Here is a 25,871-nt window from a genome sequence, read left to right as displayed (position 1 = left end):
GGGAAGGCTCCCTCGGGACTCCGGTCCGGGAGGACTCCGGTCCGGGAGGACTCCGGTCCGGGAAGGCCTCAGGACTCCTGGCGGGTGGCCGACACGTCGTGCTCGGGCACGGCCTGACCGGAGCGGATCAGCTCGAGCCGGCCCATCACCTTCGAGCGCAGGTCGCTCGGCACGTCGTCATGGCCGCAGCAGCGCTTGACCAGCTTCTTGACGGCCTCTTCCAGCCCGTACTTCTCCAGGCACGGCGAGCACTCGCTGAAGTGCTGCTTGAACTTGTCGCGGTCGACGTCCGGCATCTCACTGTCGAGGAACTCGTAGAGATGGTCGAGGACCTCACCGCAGTCCGTCTCGTGCGGCTCTCCGCAGCTCATGAGCCCGAGCCTTTCGCTTCGTTCGACTCTCCGGCGCCGGCCGGGACCAGCCCGCGCTCACGGGCGTAGTCCTCGAGCATGCCGCGCAGTTGACGGCGGCCCCGGTGCAGCCGGGACATCACCGTACCGATGGGTGTCCCCATGATGTCCGCGATCTCCTTGTACGCAAAGCCCTCGACGTCCGCGAGATAGACGGCGATGCGGAATTCCTCGGGGATCGCCTGGAGGGCGGCCTTGACGTCCGAATCGGGCAGGTGGTCCAGCGCCTGCGACTCGGCGGAGCGCAGACCTGTGGACATGTGCGACTCGGCACGCGCCAGCTGCCAGTCCTCGATCTCCTCGGCCGCGCTGCGCTGGGGTTCGCGCTGCTTCTTGCGGTACGAGTTGATGAAGGTGTTGGTCAGGATCCGGTACAGCCAGGCCTTGAGATTGGTGCCCTCGCGGAACTGGTGGAAGGACGCGTACGCCTTGGCGTACGTCTCCTGCACCAGGTCCTCGGCGTCCGCCGGGTTGCGCGTCATGCGCAGGGCGGCCGAGTACATCTGGTCGAGGAACTCGAGCGCGTCCCGCTCGAAGCGCGCACTGCGCTCCGCGGTGGACTCCGCACTCGTCCCCACGTCCGTGCCCTGGCCCTCGGGCAGCTCCGCCTGGCCGTTGTCGGTCCCTGCGTCGGTACCGGTGACCGGACCCACCTCCTCAAGATCGCGGGCAGAACCGAAACCGGTCCCACTCGAATCGGAGGATAGACGACTACCCGTCCCACCCGCCGCTCGAACAGGAGTGGTCCTGGCCGCGTGCAGCACCGTCCAGTCCAGGTCGGTGCGGCTGGGGCAGATGGTCGAACCCATGCGCCGGACTTCCTCTCCTACGACATCGGTGCTGCGTGTTCAGCACTTCTGTCCGGCTCAACAGTCGTCCGCCCCCCGGCATTCCCCGCCGTTCACCCGAGTGACGCGGCCCACCCGACGACCGCCGCGGTGATCGTCTCCAGGGCTTGCTCCTGGGTGACCGGGGCCCTTCCGGGCACGGCGAACCCGTGATCACCGCCGGGCACCTCGACGAGTTCGTAAGCCCCTTCGGGAAACTCCCCGGGCCTGCCGAAGGGGTCGTTGCCCCCTTGGACGACGAGCGTGGGCACTCCGGCACCCAGCAGTTCGGCGGCCCGGGACCTCTCCGGCCTGCCGGGCGGGTGGAGCGGAAAGCTGAGCGCGAGCACGGCGTGGGCACCGAGTTCGGTCGCGGTACGGCAGGCCACGCGGGCGCCCGCACTGCGCCCGCCGGAGATCACCGGCAGGCCGGGGTCCGCGACGGCCGCCCAGGTCCCGCGCCAGCCGACGTCGAGCGTCTTCGGCGCGGGTGCCACCTTCTTCCCGGCGACCCGCCAGGGCTGCTCGACGAGGGCGACGCTGACGCCGTGCCCGGGGAGGGCGTCGGCGAGCGCGCGCAGGTCACGCGCCTCGATGCCGCCGCCGGCCCCGTGGCTCACGGCGAGGACCAGCCTCGGCCGCTCCGCCCGGTGCCAGGTGATGCGGGCGGGCCCGGCGCCGGTGTCGACGGCCTGGATCGTCCCTGTGGTCACGTCGGCCATGGTGGTCCCGTCGGTCCCGGCCGTCTCGTTCTTCTTGCTGTTCACGTCTGCCGCATCCGTCCCGTCGGTCACGTCAGAAGAGTGTGCCCTCCACGGGGCCCTCCAGCTCTTTCAGCAGGTCCGGGCCGTTGTTGCGGACGTTGCTCACGGCGGTCGACACCGGGTAGGCGCGCATCAGGCCGGGCGGCGGCGGTTCGAGCAGGGAACGCAGCTCCTCGGCGTCCGTCCGGGACGGGTCCAGCCAGGCGTCCCAGCGGTCGGGGGTGAGCATCAGGGGCATCCGGGGGTGGATGTCGTACAGCGTGCGCGGGCCCTCGGCCGGGGGCTCCGCGAGCGGCGTCGTCTCCGCCTCGGTGGTGACGATCGAGCAGGTCGCCCACCACGCCTGCGGATGGTCGTCCGGCAGCGTGCGGTCGCGCCAGAACTCGTACAGCCCGGCCATCGCGAAGACCGAGCCGTCGGCCGGGAGCACGAAGTAGGGCTGCTTGCGGGGCCGCTTCTTGCGGCCCTCGACCTCCAGGTCGCGCTCCTGCCGTCCGGTGACCCACTCGTAGTAGCCGTCGGCCGGGATCACGCAGCGCCGGGTGGCGAAGGCGCGGCGGAACGACGGCTTCTCGTGGACGGTCTCCGCGCGCGCGTTGATCATCCGGGCGGCGCCCTCGGGCGTCTTCGACCAGGACGGGACCAGGCCCCACCTGAGCTTGCGCAGCTGGCGAACCGGGCGCGGGTCCGGCGCGTCCTTCAGAGGGCGGTCCAGGACCACGTGGACCTCCTTGGTGGGGGCCACGTTGTAGTCGGGCCCGAGGGTTTCCTCCGGCTCCCACTTGTCGACGTCAAAGACTTCTACGAGATCCTCTGGCCTGCGACTCGCTGCATACCGTCCGCACATACGTGCCACACTGCCAGATTCCGCAGGACGAGAGGGAGCCACCGGAAAACATGGACAGCATCGCCACCACCGCGCTGCCCGACCTCTGGGACCGGCTCGTCGGCACCCAGTCCGACCCCGACCTGTGGGTGGTGATCGCCACCATGGCCGCCGCGCTCGCGGTGGTCGTGCCGCACACCCTCTGGCGCCTCTCCCGCAACGCCATCACCATCGCCCACGAGGGCGGCCACGGTCTGGTCGCGCTGCTCACCGGCCGCCGGCTGACCGGCATACGGCTGCACTCCGACACCAGCGGCCTGACCCTCAGCCGGGGCAAGCCGCACGGCCTCGGCATGATCCTGACCGCGGCCGCCGGCTACACCGCTCCCCCGCTGCTGGGCCTGGGCGGCGCCGCGCTGCTCGGCGCCGGCCGCGTCACGCTGCTGCTGTGGCTGGCGACGGCGCTGCTGGTGGTGATGCTGGTGATGATCCGCAACGCGTACGGGGTGCTGACGGTGTTCCTCACGGGCGGCACGTTCCTGCTGGTGTCCTGGCTGGCCGGTCCCCAGGTGCAGGCGGCGTTCGCGTACGCGGTGGTGTGGTTCCTGCTGCTGGGCGGCGTGCGCCCGGCCTTCGAACTCCAGGCGAAGCGGTCCCGCGGCGGCGCCGGGGACTCGGACGCGGACCAGCTGTCCCGCCTGACCCACGTGCCGGCGGGCCTGTGGCTGTTCCTCTTCCACGCGGTGAGCCTGTGCGCGCTGCTGGGCGGCGGGCGCTGGCTGCTGGGGGTGTGAGGGGCGCCTTCGGGGGCGCGCGAGGGGGCGCGGGCCGCCCGGACGCGGGCACGCGCCTCCCCCGGCCGGCCCCCGTGCCGGACCGCCCGGACCATGCCCTGCTTATACAGTGGGCCCATGGCCCCGAACCCCGCCCACACCGCCCTCTGGCCCGCCCCGCACGCGAGCGAGGCCGTCGACGCGACGGTCCACGTGCCGGGGTCCAAGTCGGTCACGAACCGCGCTCTCGTCCTGGCCGCCCTGGCCTCCGAGCCCGGCTGGCTGCGCCGTCCGCTGCGCTCCCGCGACACCCTGCTGATGGCGGCCGCCCTGCGCGCGATGGGGGTGGGCATCGAGGAGGGCGTGGGGCCCGACGGAACCGGCGAGGCCTGGCGGGTGTTCCCCACGGGGCTCCGCGGCCCGGCCACCGTCGACGTCGGCAACGCGGGCACGGTGATGCGCTTCCTGCCGCCGGTCGCCACGCTGGCCGACGGGCCGGTCCGCTTCGACGGCGACCCGCGCTCGTACGAGCGTCCCCTGGCCAGCGTGATCGACGCCCTGCGCGCGCTCGGCGCCCGCATCGACGACGACGGCCGGGGCTCGCTGCCGCTCACCGTGCACGGCGGGGGCGCCCTGGACGGCGGCCCGGTCGAGGTCGACGCCTCCTCCTCGTCGCAGTTCGTGAGCGCCCTGCTGCTGTCGGGGCCGCGCTTCAACCAGGGCGTCGAGGTCCGGCACACCGGCGCCACCCTGCCCTCCCTGCCGCACATCCGGATGACGGTGGACATGCTGCGCGCGGTGGGCGCCCAGGTGGACACCCCGGAGTCGGGCGGCGAGCCGAACGTCTGGCGGGTCACGCCGGGCGCGCTGCTCGGCCGGGACCTGACCATCGAGCCGGACCTGTCCAACGCGCAGCCGTTCCTCGCGGCGGCGCTGGTGACCGGCGGCCGGGTCGTCGTCCCGGACTGGCCGGCCCGGACCACCCAACCGGGGGACCGGCTGCGGGAGATCTTCACCGAGATGGGCGGTTCCTGCGAACTGACCGAGTACGGCCTGGCCTTCACCGGGTCGGGCGCGATCCACGGCATCGACGTCGACCTGGGCGACGTCGGCGAGCTGACCCCGGGCATCGCCGCGGTCGCCGCCCTCGCCGACTCCCCCTCCACCCTGCGGGGCGTGGCACACCTGCGGCTGCACGAGACGGACCGCCTGGCCGCGCTCACCAAGGAGATCAACGAGCTGGGCGGCGACGTCACCGAGACCGCCGACGGCCTGCACATCCGTCCGCGCCGGCTCCACGGCGGGATCTTCCACACCTATGACGACCACCGCATGGCCACGGCCGGCGCGGTCATCGGCCTGGCCGTGGAGGGCGTTCAGATCGAGAACGTCGCGACGACGGCGAAGACGCTGCCGGACTTCCCCGACCTGTGGACCGGGATGCTCGGGGCGTCCGGGGTATAGGGACTTTCGCCATGCGCCGCTACGGCAAGCACACCGACGAGGACGACATCCGCAGCCGCCCGAACCGCAAGGGCAACCGGCCGCGCACGCACACCCGCCCCAAGCACGAGGACGCCGCCGACGGCATGGTCCTCACCGTCGACCGGGGCCGGCTCACCTGCCTCGTCGAGGACCGCATCGTGATGGCGATGAAGGCCCGCGAACTGGGCCGCAAGGCGGCGGTCGTCGGTGACCGGGTCGCCCTGGTCGGCGACCTGTCGGGGACGAAGGACACCCTCGCGCGCATCGTCCGCATCGCGGAGCGCACCTCGGTGCTGCGCCGCACCGCGGACGACGACGACCCGTACGAGCGCGTGGTGGTCGCCAACGCCGACCAGCTCGCGATCGTCACCGCCCTGGCCGACCCCGAGCCGCGCCCGCGGCTGATCGACCGCTGCCTGGTCGCGGCGTTCGACGGCGGCCTGACCCCGCTGCTCGTCATGACGAAGTCGGACCTGGCGTCCCCGGACAAACTGCTGGAGCTGTACGGCCACCTCGACATCCCCTACGTCGTCACCAACCGCGAGCAACTGGCGAGCGGCGACGCGGCGGAGCTGGTGCGCGAGCAGCTGGCCGGGCGGGTCACGGCGTTCGTCGGTCACTCCGGCGTCGGCAAGACGACCCTGGTGAACGCGCTGGTCCCCGAGGAGCGGCGCCGGGTGACGGGCCATGTCAACGCGGTCACGGGCCGCGGCCGGCACACCACCACCTCGGCGCTCGCCCTGCCCCTGAACGGCACCGACGACTGGGTCATCGACACCCCCGGCATCCGTTCCTTCGGGCTGGCCCACATCGACCCGTCGCGCGTCATCCTCGCCTTCCCCGATCTGGTGCCGGGCACGGAGGGCTGCCCGCGCGCGTGCAGCCACGACGAGCCGGACTGCGCGCTGGACGCCTGGGTGGCCGAGGGGCACGCGGACCAGGCGCGGCTGTACTCGCTGCGGCGCCTGCTGTCGACGAGGGAGCGTACGGAGGGCGACTGACCTTCGCGTGTTTGTGGGTGCCGGGGTTCGGTAAGTGCATAATCGCACCGAGCCGCTCACACGGGAGGACAGCACATGGCGTGGCTGCTGGTCGTCGTCGCGGGAATGCTCGAGACCGGCTTCGCCGTCTGCCTGAAGCTGTCGCACGGCTTCACCAGGCTGTGGCCGACGATCGCGTTCTGCGTGTTCGCCCTGGGCAGCTTCGGTCTGCTGACCCTCTCCCTGAAGAAACTCGACGTCGGACCGGCCTACGCGGTCTGGACCGGGATCGGCGCGGCCGGCACCGCGATCTACGGAATGATCTTCCTGGGCGACCTGGTCTCCGTCCTGAAGATCGTCTCGATCAGCTTCGTGATCATCGGCGTGATCGGCCTCCAGCTGTCGGGCTCGGCCCACTAGGGCGTGTTTCGAAAGTCCCGTCTGCCCTTCAGGCAGACGACGCTACTTTCGAAACACGCCCTAGAACCGGTCCGGTGGGGGCGACAGCACCTCTCGGTCCGCGTCCTGCCGGTGCAGAGCACCCCGCACCAGCTCCCCCACCGTGCCGCCCCCGGCCCCCTCCCCCGGCGGGGCCACCACGCAGGACAACGCGAGCCGCACCGCCGACTCGCAGACCGGCGCCGCCTCACCCCCGTTCCCCGCGCCCACCGCAGTCGCGGCCCGATCCCGTACGGCCGCCACCAGCTCTCCCGGCGAGGGCAACGCCGCGTCCGCCCGCCGCTGCGCGGGCACGGCGGAGGACGACGCCACCGCGGCCAGGTCCAACGAGGGCAGGCTCGCGCTCCAGCACCCGGTGAGCAGGGCCCGCGCCACCGCGTTCCCCCGGGCCGCGGAGACCGTCCACTCCGCGACCGCGACCAGCCGCTCCCGCCCGTCCCCCGGCGCCCTCAACGCCCGCTCGACGCCGGCGAGATACGCGTCGGCCTCCCGTCTGACGAGCGCCCGGGCCAGCCCCTCCTTGCTCCCGAACTCGTTGTAGAGGGTCTGCCGGGACACCCCGGCCGCCGAGGCGACGTCCACCATCCGCACGGCGGCCCACGGCCGGCGGGCGAGTGCCGCGAAAGCGGCGTCCAGCAGGGATTCCCGCGCAGGCATCATCGCCTCCCTGGGACGAGCGGTTCCGCGCCCAGGTTTGACGCGCCGGCAGGCACTGTCAAGGGTCCGCGGGGGACGGCCCGCACCGGCACACGGGCCCGCGGCCCCCGCGCCCCGCCCCCGCCACCGCGCACCGCCCCGCCGCGAGCCGCCCCCACCGGGAGCCGCGCGCGGCCCCGCGCCCCGCCGCGCCGGCCCCGCGCCGGGTCCCCGTCAGGCCCTGTGTGGCCCCACCCCCACCACGGCGGATACCGTTCGTCCCATGCCGGACTACCACGACGACCTCCGCCTCGCGCACGTCCTCGCGGACGCCGCCGACGCCGCGACCATGGCCCGCTTCAAGGCCCTCGACCTCAAGGTCGAGACCAAACCGGACATGACCCCGGTGAGCGAGGCGGACAAGGCCGCCGAGGAGCTGATCCGCGGCCAGCTCCAGCGCGCCCGCCCGCGCGACGCGATCCTGGGCGAGGAGTACGGCGTCGAGGGGACCGGTCCCCGCCGCTGGGTGATCGACCCGATCGACGGCACGAAGAACTACGTGCGCGGCGTCCCCGTCTGGGCCACCCTCATCTCGCTGATGGAGGCCGCCGAGGGCGGCTACCGGCCCGTCGTCGGTGTCGTGTCCGCGCCGGCCCTGAGCCGCCGCTGGTGGGCCGCCAAGGGCCACGGCGCCTACACCGGCCGCAGCCTGACCTCCGCGAGCCGCCTGCACGTCTCCCGCGTCTCGCGGCTGTCGGACGCCTCCTTCGCGTACTCCTCGCTCAGCGGCTGGGAGGAGCAGGGGCGGCTGAACGGCTTCCTGGACCTCACGCGCGAGGTCTGGCGCACGCGCGCGTACGGCGATTTCTGGCCGTACATGATGGTCGCCGAGGGGTCGGTCGACCTCTGCGCGGAACCCGAGCTGTCCCTCTGGGACATGGCGGCCACGGCGATCGTCGTGACGGAGGCCGGGGGCACGTTCACCGGCCTGGACGGCCGTCCGGGCCCGCACAGCGGCAACGCCGCCGCGTCGAACGGACTGCTCCACGACGAGCTGCTGGGCTATCTCAACGAGCGCAGCTGACCGACACACATGAGCGCGTGCGCCCTCAACTGGACGTGCGCGCCCCCTTGTTGACCCCTGCTTTACCTGCCACCCTGGCGACACCCCCACTTGTGAATTTGTGAATCCGCGCACCGGCGGATTCGTAGGAGGTGTTCAGCCCATGCTCGTCCGCGACGCCATGAGCACGGTGGTGCTCACCATCGGCCCCGCACACACCCTCCGGCAGGCCGCCGCCCTGATGTCCGCACGCCGCGTCGGCGCGGCCCTGGTGCTCGACCCGGACGCCGGTGGCATCGGCATCCTCACCGAACGGGACATCCTCAACTCCGTGGCCCGGGGCGAGGACCCGGAGACCGAACGCACCCACGCCCACACCACCAACGACGTCGTCTTCGCCGCCCCCACCTGGACCCTGGAGGAGGCGGCCGCGGCCATGGCGCACGGCGGCTTCCGGCACCTCGTCGTCCTGGACCGCGAGGAGGCCGTCGGCGTCGTCTCCGTCCGCGACCTCATCCGCTGCTGGGCCCCCGCACGGCAGCCCGCGCCGGCCCTGTGAGCACGGCCGGGCCGGACTCCTCGGGGGGAGTCCGGCCCGGCCGGTCACGACAAGCGGTCCAGTGCTGGAGCATCAGCCGCGCAGGGCCTGGACCGCGGCTTCCAGCCGCTTGCCGTAGTCTCCGTCGGCCCGACGGAAGTTGTCGATCGCCCGTTCCACGATGTCGTCGCGGGAGACCTTGGCGATGAAGCCCGCCAGGTTGCCGATCAGGCGTTCCTTCTCGTCCTCCGACATGAGCCGGTAGAGGTTGCCCGCCTGCACGAAGTCGTCGTCCTCGGCGTGGACCGGCGCCGGGTGGTCGCCGGTGCCGCCGGTCACGGCGGTCGCGGACCACAGCGGACGGTCGGTCTGGAACGGTCCGCCGAAGCTGTTCGGCTCGTAGTTCTTCGCCCCGCCGTGGCGACCGTCGTACAGGAGGCCGTCCCGCGCGTGGGTGCGCGCCGCGGTGGCGTGCGGGCGGTTCACCGGCAGGTGGTCGGCGTTGACGCCGACGCGGTAGCGGTGGGCGTCGCCGTAGGCGAAGAGGCGGCCCTGGAGCATCTTGTCCGGCGAGGGGCCGACGCCGGGCACGAAGTGCGCCGGCGAGAAGATCGACTGCTCGACCTCGGCGAAGACGTTCTCCGGGTTGCGGTCGAGCTCCAGCCTGCCGAACTCGATCACCGGGCGGTCGGCGTGCGGCCACACCTTGGTGAGGTCGAACGGGGTGAACCGGTACGTCGCCGCGTCGGCCACCGGCATGATCTGCACGCCCACGGTCCAGGTCGGGTACTCGCCGCGCTCGATGGCCTCGCGCAGGTCCCGCTGGTGGGAGTCGGGGTCCTCACCGGCGAGCAGGTTGGCCTCGGCCTGGGTGAGGTTCTTGATGCCCTGGTCGGTCTTGAAGTGGTACTTGACCCAGAAGGCCTCGCCGGCAGCGTTGTTCCACTGGTAGGTGTGCGAGCCGAAGCCGTCCATGTGGCGGTAGCTCGCGGGGATGCCGCGGTCACCGAACAACCAGGTCACCTGGTGGGTGCTCTCGAGGCTGAGGCCCCAGAAGTCCCAGACGTTGTCCGCCTCCTGCGAGCCCGTGCACGGGTCGCGCTTCCGGGTGTGGATGAAGTCGGGGAACTTGATGGCGTCCTTGACGAAGAACACCGGGGTGTTGTTGCCGACGAGGTCGTAGTTGCCCTCCTCGGTGTAGAACTTCAGCGCGAACCCGCGCGGGTCGCGCACGGCGTCCGCGGAACCGAGGTTGCCCGCCACGGTCGAGAACCGCAGGAACGTCTCCGTCCGCTTGCCGACCTCGGAGAGGAACGCCGCCCTGGTGTACGGCGTGACGTCGGCGGTCACCGTGAAGGTGCCGTAGGCGCCGGCACCGCGGGCGTGCACCACGCGCTCCGGGATGCGCTCGCGGTTGAAGTGCGCCAGCTTCTCCAGAAGCAGCTGGTCCTGGAGGAGGACGGGGCCGCCGACGCCCGCGGTCTCGCTGTTCTGGTTGTCGGCCACCGGCGCGCCGGCCTCCGTCGTGAGCGGCCCCTGCGTCACGCGCGTCTCCTGCGTCACGCGCGTCTCCTGCGTCATTACCGACCGTTCCTGCCACTTGGCCAAAGTCAGGCTTGATCCCACAATGGAAATTGTCCAAATCGAGCAAGCATCCAAAGTCACACCTGTTCGGGACTTGCCTCCCCCTCCTGTTAGGCTGGTGCCATGAGCGACCTTCTGGAACGGCTGCGCGGACGCGGATGGCGAATGACCGCGCAGCGGCGTGTCGTGGCCGAGGTCCTCGACGGCGAACACGTCCACCTGACGGCCGACGAGGTCCACGCGCGGGCTGTCGCCAAGCTGCCCGAGATCTCCCGGGCGACCGTGTACAACACGCTCGGCGAGCTGGTCTCCCTCGGCGAGGTGCTCGAGGTCGCCACCGACAAGCGGGCCAAGCGGTACGACCCGAACGCGCACCGGCCGCACCACCACCTGGTCTGCGCCCAGTGCGGCGCGATCCGCGATGTCCACCCGAGCGGCAATCCGCTGGCCGACCTCCCCGACACCGAGCGCTTCGGCTTCACGGTCTCGGGCGTCGAGGTGACGTACCGCGGCGTCTGCCCGAACTGCGCGTCGGCGTCGACGCCGGCCTGATCCACGCGACACAGAAGCCCCGGCGTCCGTCACGGACGCCGGGGCTTCGCGTTGCTCCGGCACTGCCTGAATCAGGCAGTGCCCGAACATGAGTCGAGAGCCGGAACCCTTTCGGATTCCGGCTCTCGGCCTTCAGTAGCGGGGACAGGATTTGAACCTGCGACCTCTGGGTTATGAGCCCAGCGAGCTACCGAGCTGCTCCACCCCGCGTCGTTGAATGCAACGTTACGTCACGGGAACAGGAAGAAGCAAATCGATTCGCCACACCCTGCCGTCGCAGGTCAGGGCATGTCGGCCGGGCCGGCGGGCTGGGGCAGGGCGAGGCGGGGCCGGGTCACGAACCTCACGCCGACAGTTCCTCCCGGAGGGCGTCCCGCAGCCGTGCGGCCCGTTCCGCCACCTCCTCCGGCCCGAGCGACACCGCCCGGTCCGCCCACCGCTGCCCCTCCGCCAGCTCCCCCCGACGCGCGTAGACGAGGGCGAGCCGCAACGCCGCCCGCCCGTGCCCGGCGTCGGCCGCCCGCGTCCACCACACGGCCGCCTCGGGCTCGCTGCCCTCCCGCGCGAGCAGCAGCCCCAGGTTGAAGGCGCCGTTGCGCGACCCAGCCTCCGCGGCCGTCCGGTACCACCGCGCCGCCTGCACCACATCGCCCCGCGCGGCGGCCAGCATCCCGACCCGCACCTGCGCACGCCGGTGCCCCTGGGTCGCCGCCCGCTCGTACCACTCCTCGCACTCGGTCTTCTCGTGCACGATCTCGCCCAGCTCGTGCGCCGGCTGGGGCGGCCGACGGGCGTCGAGCACGGACGCCAGCCGGTACGCCGCCTCCGCGCTGCCCCCGCCCGCCGCGCACCGCAGATGCCGTTCGGCGGCCTGTTCGTCGCCCTCCCGCAGCCGGGCGATGCCGACCTGGAGCGCCGCTTCGGTGTGCCCGGCCGCCGCCGCGCGCTCGTACCAGCGCAGCGCGACCGCGTCCTCGCCGCGGCCGGCGAACAGGATCCCGAGGTTGAAGGCGGCGTCGACGCTGCCCGCCTCCGCGGCCTTGGAGAACCACGGCTCGGCCCCGGCCGCGTCCCCGCCCTGGAGCAGCAGGACGGCCAGCGCGTTGGCGGCCTCCCGGTGTCCGGCGTACGCGGCGCGCCGGTACCACTGCTCGGCCTGCGCGGTGCGGCCCTGCTCGGCGCAGAGCAGGGCGAGGTTGTAGGCGCCGTTGTCGTCCCCGGCGTCCATGGCGGCCCGGTACCAGCGTTCGGCGGTCTGGGTCTGGCCCCGCTCGGCGTACAGGGCGCCCAGCGCGTTGGCCGCGTTGCCGTCGCCGTCCTGGGCCGCGCGCAGCCACCACATGGCGGCGTTCTCGGTGTCGCCGGCGTCGCGCAGCAGGAAGCCGAGGGCGCAGGCCGCCCGGGGCTCGCCGTCCTTGGCGGACGTCAGGTACCAGCGCCCGGCCTCCTTCAGCTCGCCCCGCCGCTCCAGGATGGCCCCGAGGTGCAGCGCGGCCCGCCGGTGTCCGCGCGCGGCGGCCTGCCGGTACCACTGCTCGGCCTCCGCCGGGACGGCGACACCGTTGTCCGCCGCGTCCCAGCGCCCGTCGGCGAGCTGCGGCTCCCTGCGGTCGAGCGCCCGCGCGATCCGGTACGCAGCCTCCCGGTGCCCGCGTTCGGCGGCGGCCCGCATCCAGCGCTCGGCGCCCGGGCGGTCACCCCGGTGCTCCAGCAGGTCGGCGAGGGCGTAGGCGCCCAGGACGTGTCCTTGTTCGGCGGCCTGGCGCAGCCAGTACTCGGCGGCGGGTTCGTCGCCGCGCTCACGGTGGTGGCGGCCCAGCGCGTGCGCCGCGGGCGCGGAGCCGGCGACGGCGGCGACCCGCCACCAGCCGGCGGCCTCGTCGGGGTAGCCGCGCTGGTGGAGGAGGACGCCGAGGTTGTTGGCGGCGGCACGGTCGCCCCCCGTGGTGGCGGCACGCAGATGGGGTTCGGCTCCGTCGAGGTCGCCACGGCGCAGCAGCAGGGCTCCGAGGACGCTCATCGCCTCGACGTCGCCGGCCTCGGCGGCGAGCCGTCGGCGTGCCTCCTCGACGGCATCCCCCGTCTCGTCCCGACCCATGTCCGGAGTCTCCTCCGAGGTCTCGTCCGGGGCCCCTTCCGCACCGGAAGGCTGCACAAATCGCCCTGTCTCGAACAGAGTTGCCTTGTCCCCCATAACGTCCATCGTCGCACCACCTGCAACCCGGTCACACTTGGTATACCGCAGTCCGTGAGGTCACTTCAGCGTTTTGTCGACATGCCCACAGAGAGACAAGTCAAACACAGATCCCTCAACTCCCCACGTCGGCACGGCGATACCTCTCACGGGGACATGCGTTCGCACACCACGAAGGCCCGGATCCTTTTCAGGATCCGGGCCTTCGGTTGCAGTAGCGGGGACAGGATTTGAACCTGCGACCTCTGGGTTATGAGCCCAGCGAGCTACCGAGCTGCTCCACCCCGCGTCGTGTTCCACAACCGTACCACGACGCGGGGTGGTTCTTGATCAGCCGCTGGGACTGCTGCTCGGACTCGGCGTGGGACTGGCGCCGGCGCCGGGCTTGGCACTCGCGCTCGGCGAGCTGCTCGGACTCGGGCTGGCGCCGCTCTTGTCCGCCGCGGCCTGCGCGTCCTCGGCCCGCTTCAGCGCGGCCTCGAGATCCGCCTGCGCCTTGGCGTACGCCTCCCAGTCGGGCTTCTTGAGGGCCTCCTGGCCCGCGGTGAACGCCTCCTGGGCGTCCTGCAGCGCCTCCTGGACCGTCGCGTCGCCGGTCGCCGGTGGCGGGGTGGTGGTGTCGTCCGCCGGCGGCTTCGGTGTCGCCCCCTCCGTGCCGAAGACCTTGTTGAGGGCCTCGTCGAGGGAGTCCTCGAAGGCGGTGACACCTCCGTAGGACACCAGCACCTTGCGCAGCAGCGGGTACTTGAGTCCACCACCGCGTACGTAGACCGGCTCCACGTACAGCAGTCCCCCGTCGAGCGGCACCGTCAGCAGGTTGCCGTACTCGACCTCCGAGTCACCGCCCTTCAGCAGCCTGATGGACTCGGCGATGTCCTGTTCGGAGTTGAACTGGCTCTGCACCTGTTTGGGGCCGTCGACGGTCGTGCTGGTCGGCAGTTTCAGGACCCTGATCTTGCCGTAGCCGGAGGTGCCGGCCTCGGAGTCGACCGCCATGAACGCGCTGAGGTTGTCCCGGCCGTTGGGCGTGAACGTCGTCGTCAGCGAGAACGCCTGCGCCTTCTGGTCGGGCATCTTCATGCTCAGGTAGTACGGCGGCACCGCGTCGTTCGACTGGTTGGTCGGGTCGTTGGGCACCTGCCACACCTCGCTGCCGCTGAGGAACGTCGTCGCGTCCTTCACGTGGTAACGGGTGAGCAGCTCGCGCTGGACCTTGAACAGGTCCTGCGGGTAGCGGAGATGGGCCATCAGCGCGGTGGAGATCTCCGACTTCTTCTCCACCGTGCCGGGGAAGGCCTTCATCCAGGTCTTCAGGACCGGGTCCTTGGTGTCCCACTGGTAGAGCTTGACCTCGCCGGTGTACGCGTCGACGGTCGCCTTCACCGAGTTGCGGATGTAGTTGACCTGGTTCTGCTGGGCCACCACCGCGCGGTTGTCGTTGGTGGCGGTCAGCGAGTCGGCCGTCGTGTCGCCGAGGGTGGTCCGCGAGGCGTACGGGTAGCCGTTGGTGGTGGTGTACGCGTCGACGATCCACTGCACCCGGTCGCCCACGACCGCCGGGTAGGCGTCGCCGTCGATGGTCAGCCACGGGGCGACCGCCTCGACGCGCTCCTTGGGCGTGCGGTTGTAGAGGACCCTCGAGCCCTCGCCGATCGCACCGGAGTACAGGATCTGCGGCTCGCCGAACGCCACCGCGTACGCCGCCCGGTTGACCGTGTTGGAGAGGTTGACCCCGCTCTTGCCGGTGTAGCTGGTGGTCTTCTCACCCTGGTCGTCGGAGTAGTCGATCTCCTTCTGGGGACCGCCGACGATCGAGTACGTGGTCGTCTTCTCGCCGTAGTAGATCCGCTGCTCGTACTTGCCGAGCACGCCCTCCGACGGCAGGTTGGACTCGGTGAAGGCCGGGCGGCCGTCGGCGTCGGCGGTGGTGCCCTTGGCGGCGACCACGCCGTAGCCGTGGGTGTAGCGGAAGTGGTTGTTGATCCAGTTCTGCTTGTCCACGCCCGCGAGGTTCAGCTCGCGCAGACCGATGACCGTGTCCTGGTCCTGGCCGTTCACGCTGTAGCGGTCCACGTCCAGGTTGGTCGGGAAGGCGTAGTACTTCCGGATCTGCTGGAGCTGCTGGAAGGTCGGCGACACGATGTTCGGGTCCAGGACGCGGATGCTCGCCGCGCCGGCCACGTCGTCGCGCAGCGTCGTCTTGTCCTCGGTCCTGCTCGTCCCCGAGTAGTCGGTGACCTGGGTGCCCTCGATGCCGTAGGCCTCGCGCGTCGCCTTGAGGTTCTTCTCGACGTACGGCGCTTCCTTGGCCTGCTCGTTGGGCTGGACCTGGAACTTCTGGACGATGGCCGGGTAGAGGCCGCCGATCAGGATCGCGGAGAGCACCATCAGGCCGAAGCCGATGACGGGCAGCTGCCAGGTGCGCCGCCACAGCGTGGCGAAGAACAGCAGTGCGCAGATGACCGCGATGCAGAACAGGATCGTCTTGGCCGGCAGGTAGGCGTTGGCGTCGACGTAGCGCAGGCCGGTCCAGTTGTCGGTGGCCTTGAAGTCGCTGGACTTCACCGCCAGGCCGTACCGGTCGAGCCAGTACGCGACCGCCTTGAGGGCGACGAAGATGCCCAGCAGCACCGACAGGTGTCCGGTGGCCGCGGCCGTGGCGCGCGCGCCGGGACTGGTGACGCGCAGCCCGCCGTACAGGTAGTGGGTGAGCGCGGCGGCGATCAGGGAGAGGATCGTGGCGGCGAAGCCGAAGCCGAGCAGGAACCGGTACCAGGGCAGGTCGAAGGCGTAGAAGGACACGTCGAGGTGGAACTGCGGGTCCTTCTGTCCGAAGGACACGCCGTTGACCCACATCAGCCAGGTCCGCCACTGCCCCGACGCCGAGGCGCCGGCGATCAGCCCGACGAGGGCGGTGATCCCGAGCAGCAGCCACTTCTTGTACGGCGCGATGCCCATGCGGTACCGGTCGAGGCTCTGCTGCTCCATCGACATGGCGCTCAGCGGCGGCCGCAGGCGGTGGGCCAACCAGATGTTGAACCCGACCGCGAGGGCCATCAGCAGACCGAAGACGAAGAAGAGCCCGATCTTGGTCGACAGGGTGGTCGTGAACACGGAGGAGTAGTTCACCGACCGGTACCAGAGCCAGTCCGTCCAGAACCCGGCGAACATGGTGAAGGCCATGGCCAGGACGGCAAGCACGCCCAGTGTCATGAGCAGAGTCCGGACGCGCCGGGACGGGCGGCCCACTCTGATCCGTGGCCCGGTCGGGCCTCCGCCGCGGTCCGGCATCTGGAAAGCCAAGGTTCGCACCCCGAAGTTCGCTGTTGATCCGTCAGGCCCGCGTCTTCGTGGACCCTCCGTGGCCCCCCGTGATCGTGGGCCCACACCTATGCAACTTACTCACCCTTTACTCGGTTCCCGATTCCGGCCGGGAACGAGGCAGGATTGTGACCATGTCCAACACTCCCATGGCGGCGAGCCCGCTCACCCGGGCCGTACTCGAGATCGACGAGTACGCCTCCGGCCTCGGCTGGGACCAGCCCGCCCGCCTCTTCGCCCTCGTAGACACCGCACGGCTGCGGACCCAGGAACCCGCGCTCGCCGCCCAGCTCGGTCTGGAGGACGCGCCCGAGACCACCGGTCTCACCCCGATCGAGCAGGACGAAGTGCCAACGGACAAGCCGCTCGACGAGTTCCTCGCGACGATCGCCTGGCCCGACGCGGTGGCCGGCTGCGCGCTGACCGTGGAGCGTCTGATGCTGCCCCCGTCCGCCGAGGCCCAGGTCCCGCAGGGGCTGAGCGGGGCGAAGCTGACGCGGTGGGTGGCAGATCACCCCGACCGCCAGGAGGTGCGGATGACGGTGGCGGTCCTGCGCGACGGCACCCGGGACTCGGCCCTGCGGCTGCGCGAGAAGGACTCCCCGACGGAGGTCCTCACCGGTTCGCAGCTGGTCCCGGGGCTCGCGGAGGCCCTGTCGGCGACGTTCGAGGAGTAGCCCCCACGGCGTCGCCGCACGGCCCGGCGGCCTCCCGGCGGCGCCTCAGGACTTGCCGGCCGTGCACTTCGGCAGGTCCGCGGTGTCGCCGCTGCGGATGTCCTTCAGGGCGCCCAGGGCGTCCTCGATGGTGTTCACCTTGACGAGCGTCAGCCCGCTCGGGGTGTCCTTGGCGGCGGACGCGCAGTTGTCGGCCGGCGTCAGGAAGTACTGGGCGCCCTTGTCGCGGGCGCCGACGGTCTTCAGCTGGATGCCACCGATCGGGCCGACCTTGCCGTCGTCGTCGATGGTGCCGGTGCCGGCGACGAACTTCCCGGCGGTCAGGCTGCCCGGGGTGAGCTTGTCGTAGATGCCGAGCGCGAACATCAGGCCGGCGCTCGGGCCGCCGACGTCGGCGAGCTTGATGTCGATGGTGAACGGGAAGGTGTGGTCGGTGCCGGCGGAGATCCCGACGATGGCCCGCTTCTCCGCGCCGTCGCCGGAGGCCGCCGTCCTGATCGTGACCTTCTGCGTCCTGGTCGCCGTCTTCTGCGCCTTCTCGGCGGCGGCCTGGTCCTTCGCCGGCACGATGGTGAAGACGACGTCCTCGCCGGGCTTGTGCTTCGTCACCAGCTTCGCGACGTCGGAGGGGGCCTTCACCGCCGTACCGTCCACGTTCTTGATCACGTCTCCGGCGTGCAGCCGGCCCTCGGCGGGCGAGCCTTTCACGACGGTGGAGACGATCACCCAGGACCGCACCGGGACGTCCAGCTCCTTCAGGGCGGCGACCTTGGCGCTCTCCTGGGACTGGCTGAACTCCTCGGCGTTCTCCTGGGTGGACTGCTCCTCGGTCTTGCCGTCCGGGTAGAGCGTGTCGTGCGGGACGACCTTGTTGTCGTGCGCGAGCCAGCCGTAGACCGCCTCGACGAGGTTCATCCGGTAGTCGGCGCTGGTCACCCTCACGGTCGTCATGTTGAGGTGACCGTCCGTCGGGTAGGTCTTGCGCCCGGCGATCTGGAGCACCGGCTCGCCACCGTGCTCCCCGAGCGTGTTCACCGTCGGCCCCGGGGACATCTCCGCGTACGGCACGCGGATGAGTACTCCCGCGCAGAGGAGCGCGATCAGCATCAGGGTGGAGGCGAGCATCGTCGCGGTGCGGCGTGGCATGACTCGACAGTACGGGACGCCTCTGTCGGCGCACCGTCAGGGCCACCGCCCGGGTCACGGACCTCAGGTGCCCGAGTGGGACCTCTCCATGGCCGCGCGGAAGCGGGCGTAACCGTCCAGCTCGGGGCCGTCGCCGCGGGCCTTACGGGTGCGGTTGGCCCAACTGCCCCACAGCCCCGCACCGATCGCGGCGACCAGCGGAATCAGCAACCAGGTGAGCGCCCCCATGCCGACCTCCCAACCCCACGTGCGACCGCAACTGACTGATCAGCAGATTAACCTTCCGCACTGACAACGCTCACGGCAGGGGTGGGGTTACGCAACCGGACGGGTGGCCGGTTCAGCAGGCCCCGACCCGCCCTCCCGCCACCCGACCACCACCCCTGGACGACGGCGCTACGCACCGACCCATTCTTCGGTGCCGTCGGAGAACCTCTGGTGCTTCCAGATGGGCACCTCGTGCTTGAGGTCGTCGATCAGCTTGCGGCAGGCCTCGAAGGCCTCGCCGCGGTGCGGACAGGACACGGCGACGACGACCGCCAGATCGCCGACCTCGAGATCCCCCACCCGGTGCACGGCGGCGAGCGCCCGCACCGGGTACTCGGCGACGACCTTCTCCGCGATCCGCCGCATCTCCGCCTCGGCGCTGGGATGGCTGGAGTACCCGAGGCCGTCCACGTCGCCGCCGCCGTCGTGGTTGCGCACGGTTCCCACGAACAGTGCCGTCCCACCGGCCGCGTCGTCCCCGACGGCCCGGAAGACCTCGTCCAGGGACAGTGCGCCGTCCCGGATCGCGATCAGCTTGACGGGATCCTGCGCGGCCTGCTCACCGGGGTGATCGTTGCTGGGTGCCATGCCTCCATCGTGCCGCACCCCGCGGACAGGGGGGAACAGCGGAATCACCCGGCACGCGCGCGTAGGGCTTCGAGCCTCCTCCAAGGGCGCCCCCCGGGGGGGGCGGCGGCTCCGGCCACCGCGACCGCTACCGCCGCCGTGCCTTGCGCGCCCGGCGGACCACGGCGGCAGCGCCGAGCAGAGCCACGGTCGCCCCCGCCGCCCCCGCGGCCGTCGCGTCCTTCCGGCCCAGTCGCCGCCCGGCCACGGTGTGCCGCCCGGAGACCTCCTCCAGCAGCTCCGCCAGCACCTCCTCGTTGGTCCAGCGGGGCCGCCACCCGGCGTCGTGCAGTCGGCTCCCGCTCACCACCCACGGGTACATCGTGTACGCCAGGTCCCCCGCCGGGGACGGCGTGAGCCCGATCCGGTGCAGCCGGGCCGCCGCGCCGAGCGCCACCGCCGACGGCAGCTCCATCCGCCGGATCCCGCTGAGTTCCTCGACCTCCTCCTGCTCCAGCCATCCGTCGCACCCGACGGCGAGTTCCCCGTCGACCTTCTCCAGGACGGCGTACTCCAGCGCCCCGCACAGGTCCTCGACGTGGCAGAACTGCCAGACCGGCCGCGACCCGGCGACGACCAGCAGCCGGGGCGACTCGAAGTACCTGGTCAGCGCGGTGTCCGTGCCGCCCACCAGCACCGCGGGGCGGACCACGGTGACGTTGAGACCCGGATGGGCGCGCGGGGCTCGGCGGGCGAGCCGCTCGATCTCCAGGAGGTCCCCGACGCCGGTCGCCTCCGCCGTGGCGTTCAGCTCCGCGTCCTCCGACAGCGGCAGCTCGTTGTCCGGCAGCGCGCCGTAGACCATCGCGGAGGTGCACAGGACCACGCGGTGCACCCCGGCGGCCGCGGCGGCGGTCAGCACCGTCTGGGTCCCGCGCACGTTGTAGGCCGTTCGGGCGGCGGCTTCGCTCCCCAGGTCGAGATCGAGCGCCAGATGGACGACGACGTCCGCGCCGCGCAGTTTCTCGGCGATCGCCGGGTCGCGGACGTCGAGGATGTGCCACTGCGCCGCGTCGCACTCACCCCGCCGCTCGTCGATGGCGACGACCTGCTTGATCTCGTCGGACGCGGCGAGCCGCTCGGTCAGCAGCGCGCCCACCCCGGTCGCGGCGCCGGTCACGGCGACGACGGGGCCGCGCGGCCCGCCCGGGGTCGACGGGTTTCGCGCTGCGCGAACCTGCGGATCTGGGGAACTCACCAGGTGTCTCCAGCGGTTGTTTTCCATACGGGCGTGAGTGAGGCGTTCGTACCAGGTGGCATCCATCCTGCCGCAGGCCGCGAGTCGGCGAAGCACCGAGGCCCGATCGGGCCCGGGTGTCTACGCTGGGGGGTGTTGCAGGGCAGCCGCGCCGCCGGACCAGAGCCGGTGGCCTTACCAGCCGAGGAATCCCGTGAGTGACACCCCATTCGGATTCGGCCTTCCGCCGGAGGAGCCGGACGACGGCGACGAGGGCAAGAAGAAGGACCCGCAGGACGGCGGTGGTCAGGGACCGGCCAACCCGTTCGGCTTCGGCGGGCTGCCCGGCGCCGGTGGCTTCGGCGGCCCGGGCGCGGACAATCCTCTCGCCGCCATGTTCGGCTCGCTGAACCCCACCGACCTGGGCGCGGCGTTCCAGCAGCTGGGCCAGATGCTCTCCTACGAGGGCGGCCCGGTGAACTGGGACATGGCCAAGCAGATCGCCCGCCAGACGGTCTCCCAGGGCACCTCCGAGGGCGTCAAGGACGCGAGCGTCGGCCCCGCCGAGCGGACCGCCGTGCAGGAGGCCGTCCGCCTGGCCGACCTGTGGCTGGACGACGCGACCTCGCTGCCGTCCGGCGCCGGCACCGCCGTGGCGTGGTCGCGCGCCGAGTGGGTCGAGGCGACCCTGCCCGCGTGGAAGGAGCTGGTCGACCCGGTCGCCGAGCGGGTCGGCGCGGCCATGGGCGATGTCCTGCCGGAGGAGATGCAGGCCATGGCCGGCCCGCTGATCGGCATGATGCGCTCGATGGGCGGCGCCATGTTCGGCTCGCAGATCGGGCAGGCCGTGGGCGTGCTCGCGGGCGAGGTCGTCGGTTCGACCGACATCGGCCTGCCGCTCGGCCCGGCCGGCAAGGCCGCGCTGCTGCCGCTGAACATCGAGTCGTTCGGCAAGGACCTGGGCGTCCCGAAGGAGGAGGTGCGGCTCTACCTGGCCCTGCGCGAGGCCGCCCACCAGCGCCTGTTCGCGCACGTGCCGTGGCTGCGCTCGCACCTGTTCGGCGCGGTCGACGGCTACGCGCGCGGGATCAAGGTGGACACGGCGAAGCTGGAGGACGTGGTCGGGCAGTTCGATCCGCAGAATCCCGAGCAGTTGCAGGACGCCCTTCAGCAGGGCATGTTCCAGCCGGAGGACACCCCGGAGCAGAAGGCCGCCCTGGCCCGTCTGGAGACGGCTCTGGCGCTGGTGGAGGGCTGGGTCGACGCGGTGGTCCACGCGGCCGCCAAGCCGCGCCTGTCGTCCGCGGACGCGCTGCGTGAGACCCTGCGCCGCCGTCGCGCCACGGGCGGTCCGGCGGAGCAGACCTTCGCGACGCTGATCGGGCTGGAGCTGCGCCCGCGGCGCCTGCGGGACGCCTCCCGGCTGTGGGCCTCGCTGACGGACGCGCGCGGCGTGGACGGTCGTGACGCGCTCTGGGCACACCCGGACATGCTGCCGACGGCCGCCGACCTGGACGACCCGGACGGCTTCGTGCACCGCGAGCAGATGGACTTCTCCGAGTGGGACAAGATGCTCGGCGAGGCGGCGAGCGGCGGCTCGGGTTCCGGCTCGGGCGCGGGTGCCGGTTCCGGTTCCGGAGAGAAGCCGCACCTGAAGAAGGACGACGACACCGACGAGGGCAAGGGCGACAGCACCGAGTGAGCCTGCACGACGACGCGGTTCTCGTACTGAAGGCGTACGGGGACCAGGACGAGTTGCGCCAGGAGTACCTCGACCACCTGGCGGCTCACCCGGACGCGATGTGGAAGGCCTGCGGGGCCGGGCATCTGACGGCCAGCGCCCTGGTGATCGCCCCCGAGCGGGGGCAGGTGCTGCTGACCCTGCACAGGAAGTTGCGGATGTGGCTCCAGATGGGCGGCCACTGCGAGCCGCAGGACGCCTCCCTGACGGCGGCCGCCCTGCGCGAGGCCACCGAGGAGTCCGGCATCCCGGGTCTGACACTGCTGCCGGGCGGTCCGGTCCGGCTGGACCGCCATCCGATCCCGGCCCCGTGCCACTGGCACTTCGACGTCCAGTACGCGGCCCTGGCCCCGCCCGGCGCCGTCCAGGCCATCAGTGACGAGTCCCTCGACCTGCGCTGGTTCCCCTACGACGCGGTCGCGGAGGTGGCGGACGAGTCGGTCGTCCGTCTGCTGGAGGCGGCACGGGCGCGCCTGTGAGGCGGTACGCGTAAGGGGCGGCCGGCCTGGCGGTCACCCCTTACGTCCGCTTTCCGGACGGTCAGCTCCAGGCGTTGCCCTGGTTCTGCGTCCGCACCCCCTGTTGGCCCATGCCGTACTGCGCGGCGAGGCCGGAGCCGATCTGGGCGTTCTGCGGCGGCAGCAGTTCACTCGGCTGGACGAGCGCGAAGCCGGTCCCCATGAAGCTCAGCTCCCAGCCCTCACCGGTGTTGCCGCGACGCCGCCACACCCCGGAGGAGTGCGTCTGCGCCTGCATCTGCACCCGCAGCCCGGTGGACCAGGCGACGATGGCGTCGGCGTCGCAGTTGACGTACTTGTCGGGCGTGACCTGCAGCATCAGGGGCGCGCCCGAGGTCATCAGGGCGACCCGTCCGCGGCCGGTGATGTTGAGCTGGTACTTCCCGGAGCCGGAGATGCCGTAGAGGCTGTCGACGGCGATGACCTCGTGGTGCAGCGCCGAGTCCATGGCGAGGACGTAGCTGCTGTCGACGGTCAGTCCCTCGTGGTCGACCTCCACGACGTGGATGTGCTGGGCGAGGTTGGCGAGGTAGACGATGCCCTGCCCGTGGCAGCGCATCAGGTCCAGGCCCTCGCCGGTCCGCGCACGCGCGCGTGACTGGCTGTTGCTCTGGAACTCGGCGTCGAACTCGACGAGGCCCTGGTAGGCGACCATCGTGCCCTTGCGGGCGAGGACGTCGTCCTGGCCCTCCAGGGCGACGCGGAGCATCTGCTTGTTCTGCAGGCTCCAGCGTTCCTGGGTCTGCTGGTCGTTGTAGGCGAAAAGCGGGCTCTGCATGGTGACTCTGGCTCCCCCTCAGCCCCGGACCCGAAGGCGGTCGGTGCTGTCCTCGCTGGGCTGGACGACGACGATGCCCTCTCCGGAGAAGGCCATCTGGTAGGCCTCGCCGCTGCCCCGGCCGATCAGCGACTGTGCCTTGAAGCTGCGCTTGCCCTTGACCTTGAGGTTCGGGGACCAGGCGACGAGCGCGTCCGGGTCGACGTAGGTCTCGTTCTCGCCGCCGCCGCAGTCGACGACGATCGGCTTGCCCCGGGAGGTCAGCGCGACCCATCCCTGCCCGGAGATCTTGGTGTTCCACAGGCCCTGTCCGGCGAACTTCGCCATCCCCTTGACCCGCTCGACTCCCCAGGTGAGGTGGGCGTCGAAGGCGAGCAGGTTGGTGGCGTTGACGGAGATGCCGTCGCCGTTGAGGTTGATCACGACGACGTTCGCGCCGTAGTCGGCGAGGTAGAGCAGGCCGTCGCCGGAGCACTTCATCAGGGGCGCGCCCTCGCCGGTCATCCAGTCGCGCGCGATCTGGCGCACGGCCGGCGGGTTGGGCTCGTACTGGATGAAGCCCTCGTAGGCGACCATCGAGCCCACGCGCGCGAGGAGGTCGTTCCCGGTCTGGAGGGCCACCTTCAGCATGTGGTTGCCGTGGTTCTCCATGCGGGCGGTGACGGGTGCGGGGGCGTAGCCCGCGAGCGGCTGGTTCATGACGGGCTCCCTCAGACCTCGTACGGCTGGACGACGATGAAGTTGCCGGGAGCGGCCCGGAACTGGAGGTTCACGCTCTCTCCCGTGTCGCCCGGATAGGCGTTGCGGCGCATGCGCACCTGGCTCGAGACGACGACCTGGGCCGCGGCCGACCAGGCGACGACGGCGTTGCAGTCGGCGAAGGTCGTCGGCGTGACCGGCAGGACGACGGGCGTGCCGTGCGTCTTCACGACGATGGTGCCGGTGCCCGTGAACTGCATGGTGAAGAGGGCGCCGCCGGGGATGCCGTGCCCCTCGATGCGGCGCACCTCGTACTGGAGGCTCTCGTCGAAGGCGAGGACGTTCTCCGCGGAGACGCAGATGCCGTCGCCCTGGAGCTCGATGGGGTGCAGCATCGTGGAGTCCTCGGCGAGGAACACCTGCCCCTGGCCGGTGCAGCGCATCAGCTGCATCTCCTGACCAGTCGTGTTGCCGACGATCCGGCCGGCGAAACCGGCGCCCTTGTAGCTGAAGTCGACCTTGCCCTGGTAGAGCACCATGCTGCCCTGCCGGGCCAGCACGGGCTGGCCGCCGACGCCGAGGTCGACGCGGACCAGCTTCCGGTTCTGCTGTGTCCAGCGCTGCCCCGTCGGCGTCTCCTTGAACTGCTGGAGGGCCGCGGTCACACCGGCGCCGCCCTGGGGCGCGCCCTGCGGCACGCCGTAGGTCTGCTGGCCCGGCACCTGGCCGAACGCCGGCTGCTGTCCGTAGCCGGGCGGCGGGGTCGGCTGCCCGTAGCCCGGCGGCGGCGTGGGAGCCTGCGGCGCCTGGGGCTGCCCGTAACCGGGCGGCGGCGGGGCGGTGGGCGCGCCGGGCTGGCCGTACGGCTGCTGCGGCGGCTGCCCGTACGGGGGCTGCTGGCCGGGCTGGCCGTACGGCGCGGGGGCGGGGGAGGGTGGCGGGACCTGCACTCCGCCGGGCGGGGTCATGGGCGCGACGATCGTCGGTGCGGCGTGCACCGGCTGGGGCGCGACCGGAGACGGACCGGCCGGCGGGGCGAAGCCCTGTGCCGCGGGCTGCGGCTGCTGCGGGGCGGGGGTCGGAGCGGGCGCGGACGGGGCGCCGAACGCGGGCGGCGCGGACGCCTGGGCGGGCGGGGCGAAGCCGGGAGCGGCACCGGGCTGCGGCTGGGGCGCGGCGGCGGGCGCCTCTTCCTCGGCGACCTCACCGCCGAAGTTCTTCAGCAGCGCGTCCAGACCGCCGTCGAAGCCCTGCCCGACGGCCGCGAAGCGCCACACGTCCTTGAGGTAGAAGTCGCCCAGCATCACCGCGCGCTCGGTGGAGAACTCCGAGCCGTCGAAGGAGTAGCGGGCCACCTCCTGGCCGCCCGCGACGATCCGCAGGTAGCCGGGGGCGATCTGCGACATCTGGCCGGCGCCGTCCAGGGTGGCGGTGAAGGACAGCTTCCGGATCTGCGGGGGGATCCGGTCCAGGGTGACGCGGAAGGACTCCGTGTCGCCCGCCTGGGCGCCCAGGAGCTGGACCGACTCCTCGGGGGTCTTCGGCTGGTTGAAGAAGACGAAGTACCGGTCGTCCGAGAGCCGCTCGTCGGCGTCGAGGCCGAAGCAGCTGATGTCGAAGGTCAGGCCGGGACCGGAGATCTGCACGCCTACGTACAGATCCGTGCCCGCGGTGAGGTCACTGATCCTGGCCTTGTGGCCGCGTTGGAATTCCCTGGACATGCGTAACGACCGTCCCCCATCCCGATTGCGAGTGCGTCGCGTCAGGCTAACGGCAAACCCGGACATCGGACGATGTCGGTACAGACCCGGTACACAACCCGCGCGGGA

25 protein-coding genes and 2 tRNA genes are annotated in these 25,871 nt (G+C 71.7%); 10 read left to right on the top strand and 17 right to left on the bottom strand.

Annotation, left to right across the window (positions count from 1 at the left end):
• Nucleotides 1-68 precede the first annotated feature (68 nt).
• The 4 genes from rsrA to ACH4N1_RS21530 form a co-directional block, all read right to left on the bottom strand.
• Nucleotides 69-371 (bottom strand): mycothiol system anti-sigma-R factor, encoded by a 303-nt coding sequence (gene rsrA / locus ACH4N1_RS21545; protein ID WP_398099147.1) that lies wholly within the window; start codon nt 369-371, stop codon nt 69-71.
• Nucleotides 368-1,063, bottom strand: a complete 696-nt coding sequence (sigR, locus tag ACH4N1_RS21540; protein ID WP_398099145.1) for an RNA polymerase sigma factor SigR — start codon at nt 1,061-1,063, stop codon at nt 368-370. Before sigR ends, rsrA begins: the two co-directional genes overlap by 4 nt.
• 248 nt (nt 1,064-1,311) lie before the next feature.
• Entirely contained in the window at nt 1,312-1,959 is a 648-nt protein-coding gene (locus ACH4N1_RS21535) for an alpha/beta family hydrolase (RefSeq protein WP_398099192.1), read from the bottom strand.
• A gap of 73 nt (nt 1,960-2,032) precedes the next feature.
• Complete coding sequence (locus ACH4N1_RS21530) at nt 2,033-2,848, bottom strand: SOS response-associated peptidase (RefSeq protein WP_398099143.1); 816 nt, start codon at nt 2,846-2,848, stop codon at nt 2,033-2,035.
• 50 nt (nt 2,849-2,898) lie between these two features.
• On the opposite strand from ACH4N1_RS21530, the gene ACH4N1_RS21525 reads away from it, so the two are divergent.
• The 4 genes from ACH4N1_RS21525 (at nt 2,899) to ACH4N1_RS21510 (ending at nt 6,485) form a co-directional block, all read left to right on the top strand.
• On the top strand, nt 2,899-3,621 hold the full coding sequence (locus tag ACH4N1_RS21525; protein ID WP_398099141.1) for a M50 family metallopeptidase: 723 nt from the start codon (nt 2,899-2,901) through the stop codon (nt 3,619-3,621).
• A 117-nt stretch (nt 3,622-3,738) separates the two neighbouring features.
• Nucleotides 3,739-5,064: a 3-phosphoshikimate 1-carboxyvinyltransferase gene (gene aroA, locus ACH4N1_RS21520; RefSeq protein ID WP_398099139.1), complete on the top strand. Its 1,326-nt coding sequence runs from the start codon at nt 3,739-3,741 to the stop codon at nt 5,062-5,064.
• Between the two features lie 11 nt (nt 5,065-5,075).
• Nucleotides 5,076-6,086, top strand: a complete 1,011-nt coding sequence (gene rsgA, locus ACH4N1_RS21515) for a ribosome small subunit-dependent GTPase A (RefSeq protein ID WP_382784853.1) — start codon at nt 5,076-5,078, stop codon at nt 6,084-6,086.
• A 75-nt stretch (nt 6,087-6,161) separates the two neighbouring features.
• Nucleotides 6,162-6,485, top strand: coding sequence for a DMT family transporter (locus tag ACH4N1_RS21510; protein WP_398099137.1), 324 nt, complete (start codon nt 6,162-6,164; stop codon nt 6,483-6,485).
• Nucleotides 6,486-6,545: 60 nt separating this feature from the next.
• On the opposite strand, the gene ACH4N1_RS21505 is transcribed toward ACH4N1_RS21510, so the two are convergent.
• Nucleotides 6,546-7,184: a TetR/AcrR family transcriptional regulator gene (locus tag ACH4N1_RS21505; RefSeq protein ID WP_398099135.1), complete on the bottom strand. Its 639-nt coding sequence runs from the start codon at nt 7,182-7,184 to the stop codon at nt 6,546-6,548.
• Nucleotides 7,185-7,443: 259 nt separating this feature from the next.
• On the opposite strand from ACH4N1_RS21505, the gene hisN reads away from it, so the two are divergent.
• Together hisN and ACH4N1_RS21495 are read left to right on the top strand one after the other, a co-directional pair.
• The gene (gene hisN / locus ACH4N1_RS21500; RefSeq protein WP_398099133.1) at nt 7,444-8,244 is read left to right on the top strand and encodes a histidinol-phosphatase; all 801 of its coding nucleotides are present in this window, start codon (nt 7,444-7,446) and stop codon (nt 8,242-8,244) included.
• A gap of 142 nt (nt 8,245-8,386) precedes the next feature.
• Nucleotides 8,387-8,782: a CBS domain-containing protein gene (locus ACH4N1_RS21495; RefSeq protein ID WP_363092869.1), complete on the top strand. Its 396-nt coding sequence runs from the start codon at nt 8,387-8,389 to the stop codon at nt 8,780-8,782.
• 72 nt (nt 8,783-8,854) lie between these two features.
• Here the strand turns inward: ACH4N1_RS21495 and ACH4N1_RS21490 are convergent, their stop codons facing one another.
• Entirely contained in the window at nt 8,855-10,306 is a 1,452-nt protein-coding gene (locus tag ACH4N1_RS21490; protein WP_398099190.1) for a catalase, read from the bottom strand.
• A 162-nt stretch (nt 10,307-10,468) separates the two neighbouring features.
• Here ACH4N1_RS21490 and ACH4N1_RS21485 point away from each other — a divergent pair, with 162 nt between their 5' ends.
• The gene (locus ACH4N1_RS21485; RefSeq protein WP_398099130.1) at nt 10,469-10,897 is read left to right on the top strand and encodes a Fur family transcriptional regulator; all 429 of its coding nucleotides are present in this window, start codon (nt 10,469-10,471) and stop codon (nt 10,895-10,897) included.
• A gap of 136 nt (nt 10,898-11,033) precedes the next feature.
• Here ACH4N1_RS21485 and ACH4N1_RS21480 read toward each other — a convergent pair.
• From ACH4N1_RS21480 to ACH4N1_RS21465, 4 genes are all read right to left on the bottom strand, one after another.
• Nucleotides 11,034-11,107 (bottom strand) — tRNA-Met (locus ACH4N1_RS21480).
• Between the two features lie 133 nt (nt 11,108-11,240).
• A complete protein-coding gene (locus ACH4N1_RS21475; RefSeq protein WP_398099128.1) occupies nt 11,241-13,100 on the bottom strand; it encodes a tetratricopeptide repeat protein in 1,860 nt (619 codons plus the stop codon).
• A gap of 206 nt (nt 13,101-13,306) precedes the next feature.
• A tRNA-Met gene (locus ACH4N1_RS21470) sits at nt 13,307-13,380 on the bottom strand.
• 41 nt (nt 13,381-13,421) lie between these two features.
• Nucleotides 13,422-16,382 carry a UPF0182 family protein gene (locus tag ACH4N1_RS21465; protein ID WP_398099188.1) on the bottom strand — a complete coding sequence of 987 codons (2,961 nt, stop codon included), beginning with the start codon at nt 16,380-16,382 and terminating at the stop codon, nt 13,422-13,424.
• Between the two features lie 164 nt (nt 16,383-16,546).
• On the opposite strand from ACH4N1_RS21465, the gene ACH4N1_RS21460 reads away from it, so the two are divergent.
• Entirely contained in the window at nt 16,547-17,089 is a 543-nt protein-coding gene (locus tag ACH4N1_RS21460; RefSeq protein WP_398099126.1) for a PPA1309 family protein, read from the top strand.
• 45 nt (nt 17,090-17,134) lie between these two features.
• Here ACH4N1_RS21460 and ACH4N1_RS21455 read toward each other — a convergent pair whose 3' ends face one another.
• From ACH4N1_RS21455 to ACH4N1_RS21440, 4 genes are all read right to left on the bottom strand, one after another.
• On the bottom strand, nt 17,135-18,235 hold the full coding sequence (locus ACH4N1_RS21455) for a PDZ domain-containing protein (RefSeq protein WP_398099124.1): 1,101 nt from the start codon (nt 18,233-18,235) through the stop codon (nt 17,135-17,137).
• 63 nt (nt 18,236-18,298) lie between these two features.
• Nucleotides 18,299-18,463, bottom strand: a complete 165-nt coding sequence (locus tag ACH4N1_RS21450) for a hypothetical protein (protein WP_366057202.1) — start codon at nt 18,461-18,463, stop codon at nt 18,299-18,301.
• Nucleotides 18,464-18,631: 168 nt separating this feature from the next.
• On the bottom strand, nt 18,632-19,090 hold the full coding sequence (locus ACH4N1_RS21445) for a molybdenum cofactor biosynthesis protein MoaE (protein WP_398099122.1): 459 nt from the start codon (nt 19,088-19,090) through the stop codon (nt 18,632-18,634).
• A 127-nt stretch (nt 19,091-19,217) separates the two neighbouring features.
• Nucleotides 19,218-20,327, bottom strand: coding sequence for an SDR family oxidoreductase (locus ACH4N1_RS21440; RefSeq protein WP_398099121.1), 1,110 nt, complete (start codon nt 20,325-20,327; stop codon nt 19,218-19,220).
• A gap of 193 nt (nt 20,328-20,520) precedes the next feature.
• Between ACH4N1_RS21440 and ACH4N1_RS21435 the strand changes: the two genes are divergently transcribed.
• A complete protein-coding gene (locus ACH4N1_RS21435; protein WP_398099119.1) occupies nt 20,521-22,008 on the top strand; it encodes a zinc-dependent metalloprotease in 1,488 nt (495 codons plus the stop codon).
• Nucleotides 22,005-22,526 carry an NUDIX hydrolase gene (locus tag ACH4N1_RS21430; protein ID WP_398099118.1) on the top strand — a complete coding sequence of 174 codons (522 nt, stop codon included), beginning with the start codon at nt 22,005-22,007 and terminating at the stop codon, nt 22,524-22,526. Before ACH4N1_RS21435 ends, ACH4N1_RS21430 begins: the two co-directional genes overlap by 4 nt.
• A gap of 61 nt (nt 22,527-22,587) precedes the next feature.
• Here the strand turns inward: ACH4N1_RS21430 and ACH4N1_RS21425 are convergent, their stop codons facing one another.
• The 3 genes from ACH4N1_RS21425 to ACH4N1_RS21415 are packed head-to-tail and all read right to left on the bottom strand — an operon-like array spanning nt 22,588 to nt 25,763.
• Complete coding sequence (locus tag ACH4N1_RS21425) at nt 22,588-23,343, bottom strand: AIM24 family protein (protein ID WP_398099116.1); 756 nt, start codon at nt 23,341-23,343, stop codon at nt 22,588-22,590.
• 18 nt (nt 23,344-23,361) lie between these two features.
• Complete coding sequence (locus ACH4N1_RS21420; protein WP_363092857.1) at nt 23,362-24,042, bottom strand: AIM24 family protein; 681 nt, start codon at nt 24,040-24,042, stop codon at nt 23,362-23,364.
• Between the two features lie 11 nt (nt 24,043-24,053).
• Nucleotides 24,054-25,763 carry a TerD family protein gene (locus ACH4N1_RS21415; RefSeq protein ID WP_398099114.1) on the bottom strand — a complete coding sequence of 570 codons (1,710 nt, stop codon included), beginning with the start codon at nt 25,761-25,763 and terminating at the stop codon, nt 24,054-24,056.
• Nucleotides 25,764-25,871: the final 108 nt, after the last annotated feature.

This window comes from Streptomyces sp. NPDC017202, assembly GCF_044331705.1.
Lineage (GTDB): Bacteria > Actinomycetota > Actinomycetes > Streptomycetales > Streptomycetaceae > Streptomyces.
This window is presented reverse-complemented; position numbering and strand designations above follow the sequence as displayed.

Bases quoted from the DNA above. Each gene is read 5' to 3' on its own strand.
- rsrA (WP_398099147.1), bottom strand. From the start codon at position 371: ATGAGCTGCGGAGAGCCGCACGAGACGGACTGCGGTGAGGTCCTCGAC.
- ACH4N1_RS21535 (WP_398099192.1), bottom strand. From the start codon at position 1,959: ATGGCCGACGTGACCACAGGGACGATCCAGGCCGTCGACACCGGCGCC.
- ACH4N1_RS21530 (WP_398099143.1), bottom strand. From the start codon at position 2,848: ATGTGCGGACGGTATGCAGCGAGTCGCAGGCCAGAGGATCTCGTAGAA.
- ACH4N1_RS21525 (WP_398099141.1), top strand. From the start codon at position 2,899: ATGGACAGCATCGCCACCACCGCGCTGCCCGACCTCTGGGACCGGCTC.
- aroA (WP_398099139.1), top strand. From the start codon at position 3,739: ATGGCCCCGAACCCCGCCCACACCGCCCTCTGGCCCGCCCCGCACGCG.
- rsgA (WP_382784853.1), top strand. From the start codon at position 5,076: ATGCGCCGCTACGGCAAGCACACCGACGAGGACGACATCCGCAGCCGC.
- ACH4N1_RS21510 (WP_398099137.1), top strand. From the start codon at position 6,162: ATGGCGTGGCTGCTGGTCGTCGTCGCGGGAATGCTCGAGACCGGCTTC.
- ACH4N1_RS21505 (WP_398099135.1), bottom strand. From the start codon at position 7,184: ATGATGCCTGCGCGGGAATCCCTGCTGGACGCCGCTTTCGCGGCACTC.
- hisN (WP_398099133.1), top strand. From the start codon at position 7,444: ATGCCGGACTACCACGACGACCTCCGCCTCGCGCACGTCCTCGCGGAC.
- ACH4N1_RS21495 (WP_363092869.1), top strand. From the start codon at position 8,387: ATGCTCGTCCGCGACGCCATGAGCACGGTGGTGCTCACCATCGGCCCC.
- ACH4N1_RS21485 (WP_398099130.1), top strand. From the start codon at position 10,469: ATGAGCGACCTTCTGGAACGGCTGCGCGGACGCGGATGGCGAATGACC.
- ACH4N1_RS21475 (WP_398099128.1), bottom strand. From the start codon at position 13,100: ATGGACGTTATGGGGGACAAGGCAACTCTGTTCGAGACAGGGCGATTT.
- ACH4N1_RS21465 (WP_398099188.1), bottom strand. From the start codon at position 16,382: ATGCCGGACCGCGGCGGAGGCCCGACCGGGCCACGGATCAGAGTGGGC.
- ACH4N1_RS21460 (WP_398099126.1), top strand. From the start codon at position 16,547: ATGTCCAACACTCCCATGGCGGCGAGCCCGCTCACCCGGGCCGTACTC.
- ACH4N1_RS21455 (WP_398099124.1), bottom strand. From the start codon at position 18,235: ATGCCACGCCGCACCGCGACGATGCTCGCCTCCACCCTGATGCTGATC.
- ACH4N1_RS21450 (WP_366057202.1), bottom strand. From the start codon at position 18,463: ATGGGGGCGCTCACCTGGTTGCTGATTCCGCTGGTCGCCGCGATCGGT.
- ACH4N1_RS21445 (WP_398099122.1), bottom strand. From the start codon at position 19,090: ATGGCACCCAGCAACGATCACCCCGGTGAGCAGGCCGCGCAGGATCCC.
- ACH4N1_RS21425 (WP_398099116.1), bottom strand. From the start codon at position 23,343: ATGCAGAGCCCGCTTTTCGCCTACAACGACCAGCAGACCCAGGAACGC.
- ACH4N1_RS21420 (WP_363092857.1), bottom strand. From the start codon at position 24,042: ATGAACCAGCCGCTCGCGGGCTACGCCCCCGCACCCGTCACCGCCCGC.
- ACH4N1_RS21415 (WP_398099114.1), bottom strand. From the start codon at position 25,763: ATGTCCAGGGAATTCCAACGCGGCCACAAGGCCAGGATCAGTGACCTC.